General features: G+C 75.2%; 4 protein-coding genes and 1 pseudogene. 4 read left to right on the top strand and 1 reads right to left on the bottom strand.

The window, feature by feature from the left end:
• On the top strand, window positions 1–936 hold a 936-nt coding region (locus tag ACFQ11_RS36950; protein WP_378307487.1), incomplete at its 5' end, for a hypothetical protein.
• Window positions 937–1,054: 118 nt separating this feature from the next.
• Here ACFQ11_RS36950 and ACFQ11_RS36945 read toward each other — a convergent pair.
• Window positions 1,055–3,169, bottom strand: a complete 2,115-nt coding sequence (locus ACFQ11_RS36945) for a RecQ family ATP-dependent DNA helicase (RefSeq protein ID WP_378307485.1) — start codon at window positions 3,167–3,169, stop codon at window positions 1,055–1,057.
• A gap of 137 nt (window positions 3,170–3,306) precedes the next feature.
• Here ACFQ11_RS36945 and ACFQ11_RS36940 point away from each other — a divergent pair, with 137 nt between their 5' ends.
• The 3 genes and pseudogenes from ACFQ11_RS36940 to ACFQ11_RS36930 all read left to right on the top strand — a co-directional run.
• The gene (locus tag ACFQ11_RS36940) at window positions 3,307–4,731 is read left to right on the top strand and encodes a threonine/serine exporter family protein (RefSeq protein ID WP_378307483.1); all 1,425 of its coding nucleotides are present in this window, start codon (window positions 3,307–3,309) and stop codon (window positions 4,729–4,731) included.
• An 86-nt stretch (window positions 4,732–4,817) separates the two neighbouring features.
• Complete coding sequence (locus tag ACFQ11_RS36935; protein WP_026404950.1) at window positions 4,818–5,144, top strand: hypothetical protein; 327 nt, start codon at window positions 4,818–4,820, stop codon at window positions 5,142–5,144.
• Between the two features lie 10 nt (window positions 5,145–5,154).
• Window positions 5,155–5,381, top strand: a pseudogene (locus tag ACFQ11_RS36930) (hypothetical protein); the annotation flags it as partial.

Genomic DNA, 5,381 nt, shown 5'->3' with positions numbered 1-5,381 from the left:
AGTGCCGTCGGCTCGGGCGGCGCGGGCTCGGCGGCTGGAGCCGGTGCGGCCGCGCCCGCTGCGGGAGTGGGCGCGGGAGGCGCCGTCTCGGGTGGTTCGGTGGGCGCGGCCGGGGTCTTCGCGGGTGTGGGCGGGAAGGTCGCGGCGGGCGTCGCGGGGGCCGCGCTCGTCGGCGGCGGCGTCGCCGCCTACACCACCGGCGGCCGCGAAGCCGCTCCCGAGCGGGCCCGCCCGGTCGCCGCCGCGGTCACCGTGCAGAACCAGCGGCTCGACGGCCTGCCGCTGGTGGTGCGCTCCCAGTACGTGCGGATCAGCGGCCACCGCGACGCCGCCGTCGAGCGCAGGATCAACGAGACGCTCCGCTCCCCGCTCGACTGGACGATCGGGCGGGTCCGGGCCGCGACGGAGCAGTACCGCTCCGTCTGCGTCCGGGACAGCGTCGTGGAGATGACCGCGCGGGTCGGCGTCAAGGGGCCGTCGCTGATCTCCGTGCTCTACCCCGACAACAGGTCCACGCTCTGCACTCCCGCGGACGGTCTCCTTCCGAGCTGGGCGGTCACCGTGGACGTGGAGACGGGCCGCGCCTACACCGCCGACGACGTCTTCAAGCCCGGCACCCTCACCCCGGCCGGGATCGACACCCTGCTCGCCCGGCTGGCGTACGTCCCCGGCGACGCTATCGAGCGCATGTGGGGCCCGAACGACTGCGCGGCGGACCGGCCCCCGCGACGCGACGACTTCTTCCCCCGCGACAACCCGGCGAGCGGCGGCCCCCGGCAGGCCCCGCCCTACGCCACGATCTTCTTCGCTCCCGACCGGTTCGTGCTGAACTGGTCGGCCGAGGGGAGCGCGTGCATGAAGTCGCGCATGGCCGCGCCGTACGGCGAGGTCCGCGACCTGCTGAAGCCCGATCTGGCAGCTCGACTCCCCACGTGACCCCCGCCACCCGCCGGCCACTCACCGTGCGCGTTCCGCGGGCCGGCGGCTCCGGCTGGACGGCCGCCGCTCAGGACGTTCAGGCGGCCCGCTTTCGGCCCGTCCGCCGGGAACGCGGTCAGTTGGGGGTGGCGAGGGTCAGGGGGAGGACGGCGGGGGCGCCGACCTGCCTGAGGAGGCGGGCGGCGACGGTCATCGTCCAGCCGGTCTCGACGCGGTCGTCGACGAGGAGGACGGGACCGGGCGCGGTGGCCAGCGCGGCGGTGAGGGGGTCGGGGAGCGCGAAGGCGTTCCAGACCGAGCGGAGCCGCTGGGCGCTGTTGTGGCGCCGGGGGACCGGGTCGCCCACCGGGGCGAGTTCGCCGAGGTACGGGAGCCGGCCGATGTCGGCGATGCGGTGGCCGAGGCCGGTCACGAGGCGGGGCCGCGAACGCGAGCCGATGGTGACGACGCCCGTGGGACGGGCGTGCCAGTCCCAGGCGGCGAGGACGGTGACGACCGCGTCGAGCATGTCGGGCGGAACGTCGGTGTCGCCGGCGGCGAACAGGTCGCGGAGGCGGTTGCCCCAGCCGATGTCGGTGAGGCGGCCGAGGGCGCGTCCGGTCTCGGCCTGCTCGCCGGGGGCGATGCGGCCGGCGACGCCGAGGTCGTCCTTGACGCCGGTCGGCCACATGCGGCGGGGCGGCACGTCGACGCCGGGGCGGTGGAGGCGGTCGCGGGCGCGGGCGGTGCTCTCGGCCGCGACGTCGGCGGATCTGTGCCGGCCGGTGCAGTTGTCGCAGCGGCCGCACGGCGCCGCGGCCGGGTCGTCGAGGCGGCGGCGCAGGAACTCCTCCCGGCAGCCGGTGGTGGTGATGTAGTCGAGCATGGCCTGCTGCTCGCGGCGGCGCTCTGCGGTGACGCGCTCGTAGCGTTCGCGGTCGTAGGTCCAGGGGGCGCCGGTCGCGGTCCAGCCGCCCTTGACGCGGCGGACGGCGCCGTCGACGTCGAGGACCTTGAGCATCATCTCCAGGCGGGAGCGGCCGAGGTCGACGCGGGGTTCGAGGGCGCCGAGGGAGAGGGGGCGGCCCGCCTCGTCGAGGACGCGCAGGGTGTCGCGGACGACGGCCTCGGGCGGGAACGCCATGCTCGCGAAGTACTCCCAGATCTCGCGGTCCTCCCGGCCGGGGAGGAGGATCACCTCGGCGCGGTCGACGCCGCGGCCCGCGCGGCCGATCTGCTGGTAGTAGGCGACGGGCGACTGCGGCGCGCCGACGTGCACGATGAACCCGAGGTCGGGTTTGTCGTAGCCCATCCCGAGCGCGCTGGTGGCGACGAGGGCCTTCAGCTTGTTGTCGAGGAGGTCCTGCTCGGCCTGGAGTCTCTCGGCCTGCTCGGTCTGGCCGGTGTAGGCGGCGACCTCGTGGCCGCGGTCGCGGAGGAACGCGGCGATCTCGTGGGCGGCGGCGACGGTGAGGGTGTAGACGATCCCGGAGCCGGGCAGCCCGTCGAGCCGTTCGGCGAGCCAGGCGATGCGCTGCTCGGCGGTCGGTGTGGCGACCACGGACAGGTGCAGCGACTCGCGTTCCAGTGGGCCCCGGAGGACGAGCGTCTCCCCGGGTCGCGCGTCCGTGCCCGACGGGGCGAGCTGCTCGGCGACGTCGCGGGTGACGCGGGCGTTGGCGGTCGCGGTGGTCGCCAGGACGGGCACGTCCGGCGGGAGATCGGCGAGGAGGGTGCGGATGCGGCGGTAGTCGGGACGGAAGTCGTGCCCCCAGTCGGAGATGCAGTGGGCCTCGTCGACGACGACCAGGCCCGCGCCCGCGGCGAGGCGGGGCAGGACGAGGTCGCGGAAGTCGGGGTTGTTCAGCCGTTCGGGGCTGACGAGGAGGACGTCGACCTCGCCCCGCCCGACCTCGGCGAAGATCGTCTCCCAGTCGTCGGTGTTCGCGGAGTTGATCGTGCGGGCGCGGATGCCGGCGCGTTCGGCGGCGTCGATCTGGTTCCGCATCAGCGCCAGCAGCGGGGACACGATCACGGTGGGGCCGGCGCCGCGGGCGCGCAGCAGGCGGGTGGCGACGAAGTAGACGGCGGACTTGCCCCACCCGGTGCGCTGGACGACCAGTGCCCTGCGGCGCCCGACGACGAGGGCGTCGATCGCGGTCCACTGGTCGTCGCGGAGCCGCGCGTGGTCGCCGGCGAGGGCGCGCAGGGTCCGTTCGGCCTCGTCTCGGAGGTCGCTGGGAGAACTCATGCCCCCTTCGTATCAACGATGCGATGACCGTCACACCGGAACTTGATTGTGGGGATAACCCCGGTGGACGTCTCAGCCCCGGGCCGTGGGTAGCCTGCGGGCGAGATCGGATCTTGCTGGAAGGACACAGGCGCGGGATGAGCGCGACCCAGCGCCCGGAGACCCCGGGCGCGGTGGAACGGCTGCGAACCTCGGCCGCCGCGGAACGGCTGCGGCGGACGTGGCAGGTCCTGATGGACGGGACGCCGCCGGAGCCGCCCGAGGAGGAGCCCGGGGAGACCGTCGATCCGCGGGCCGTCGACCTCGTGCTGCGCGTCGGGGAACTACTGCTGGCCAGCGGCGAGACGACCGAGCGGGTCAACGAGGCGATGCTCGGGCTCGCGGTGGCCTACGAGCTGCCGCGCTGCGAGGTGCAGGTCACGCTGACGAGCCTGCTGGTGTCGTCGCACCCGGGCAGGGGCGCGCCGCCGGTGACGGCGGCCCGCGCGATCCGGCGCCGCACGCCCGCGCACTGGCGGCTGACCGCGCTGCACGACCTCGTCCAGCAGGCGTCCATCGGGATGCTGGAGCTGGAGGCGGCGCACCGGCGGCTCGCCGAGATCAAGCGCGGGCGGGGCCCGTACCCGCCGTGGATGCTCGTGCTGGGGCTCGGCATGATCTCCGCGTCGGCGAGTGTGCTGTCCGGCGGCGGGTTCCTGGTCGCGATGACCGCGTTCGCCGGAACGGTCCTCGGCGACCGGGCCGCCACGTACCTCGCCCGCCGGGGCGTCGCGGAGTTCTTCCAGCTGACGCTGGCCGCCGCGATCGGCGCGACGGGCGCGGTCATCGTGGTCGCGATGGGCAATCCGGGCCCGGCCGCCTCGGTGGTGACCGGGGTGATCCTGGCGCTGCTGCCCGGACGCCCGCTGGTGGCGAGCATTCAGGACGGCATCACCGGCGACCTCGTGAGCGCGGGGGCGCGCGTGCTCGAGGTGTTCTTCATCATCGCGGCCCTCGTCGCGGGCCTCGGCGCGGTCGTCTACATCGCCGTCAACTTCGACGTCGCGATCGACGTGCGGCATCTGCCGAAGGCCGCCGAGACGCTCGACTCGGTCCAGGTCATCGCGGCCGCGGCCGTGGCGGTGACGTTCGCGGTGTCGCTGGCCGCGCCGCGCACCGTGCTGATGCCGGTCGCGCTGGGCGGCGCGCTGATCTGGGTGCTGTACGTGATGATGCGCGGCTGGGACATGCCGCCGGTGCTGGCCTCCGCGGTGGCCGCCACGGTGGTGGGGACGCTGGCGAACGTCGTCGCGCGGAGACAGGGCGCGCCCGTGATGCCCTACGTCGTCCCGGCGATCGGGCCGCTGCTGCCGGGAACGCCGCTGTACCGGGGGATGGTGGAGCTGAACACGGGGGCGCCGCAGGACGGCATCCTCAGCCTGATCTCCGCGCTGTCGATCGCGCTCGCGCTCGGCGCCGGGGTGAACCTCGGCGGTGAACTCGTGCGGGCGTTCCAGCGGGTCGGTCTCACCGCGTCCGGCCGCTGGGCCCGTCCGGCCGCCCGCCGGACGCGCGGCTTCTGACCCGCACCGCCCGCACCCCGGCGCCGGATTTGTCGGCGCCCGTTCGTCGGTGCCGATTTGTCGGTGCCGGGCGTTACGTTCGCCGCATGTACCGACAGGGAGACATCCTGATCCTGCCCGTGGCCGAGGCGGACGTGCCGCCGTCCGTCCGGGCCCTGCCGCCGGCGCCGCGCGACGGACGGGGCCGCATGGTGCTCGCGCTCGGCGAGGCGACGGGGCACGCGCACGCGCTGGCCGCGCCCGGAACGCTCCTGCGGACCCCCGACCCGCGCACTCCCGACCACCTGCACCTGCCGTCGGGCGGGCGGCTGGTGCACGAGGAGCACGCGGCCATCTCGCTGCCGAAGGGCTGGTACCGGGTGATCCGCCAGCGCGAGTACGTGCCGGGTTCCGTCCGCGTCGTGGCGGACTGAGGTGACGGGCATGCTGACCGAGACCCCCCGGCCCGCGCACTTCGTCGTGGGCGACTGGCAGTCCGCCGCGTTCGCCGCGACGCCCGCCGACCGGCCTCGCGCCGAGGCGGGGATCGCCGCGGCCTACGCCGCCGCCGGGCTCCCCGCGCCCGACCGCGTCCTGTGGGTGCCGTCGCCGCTGCGCGGCGTGATCGCGGCGGCCGTCCTCGCCGCGCACGCCGAGGCGCTGCGCGAGAT

It is taken from the genome of Actinomadura sediminis, from assembly GCF_042675525.1.
In the GTDB taxonomy this organism is placed as follows: Bacteria; Actinomycetota; Actinomycetes; order Streptosporangiales; family Streptosporangiaceae; genus Spirillospora; species Spirillospora sediminis.
Note: the sequence above shows the minus strand (reverse complement) of the source record. Positions and strands in the feature narration are given on the sequence as shown.

Bases quoted from the DNA above. Each gene is read 5' to 3' on its own strand.
- ACFQ11_RS36945 (WP_378307485.1), bottom strand. From the start codon at position 3,169: ATGAGTTCTCCCAGCGACCTCCGAGACGAGGCCGAACGGACCCTGCGC.
- ACFQ11_RS36940 (WP_378307483.1), top strand. From the start codon at position 3,307: ATGAGCGCGACCCAGCGCCCGGAGACCCCGGGCGCGGTGGAACGGCTG.
- ACFQ11_RS36935 (WP_026404950.1), top strand. From the start codon at position 4,818: ATGTACCGACAGGGAGACATCCTGATCCTGCCCGTGGCCGAGGCGGAC.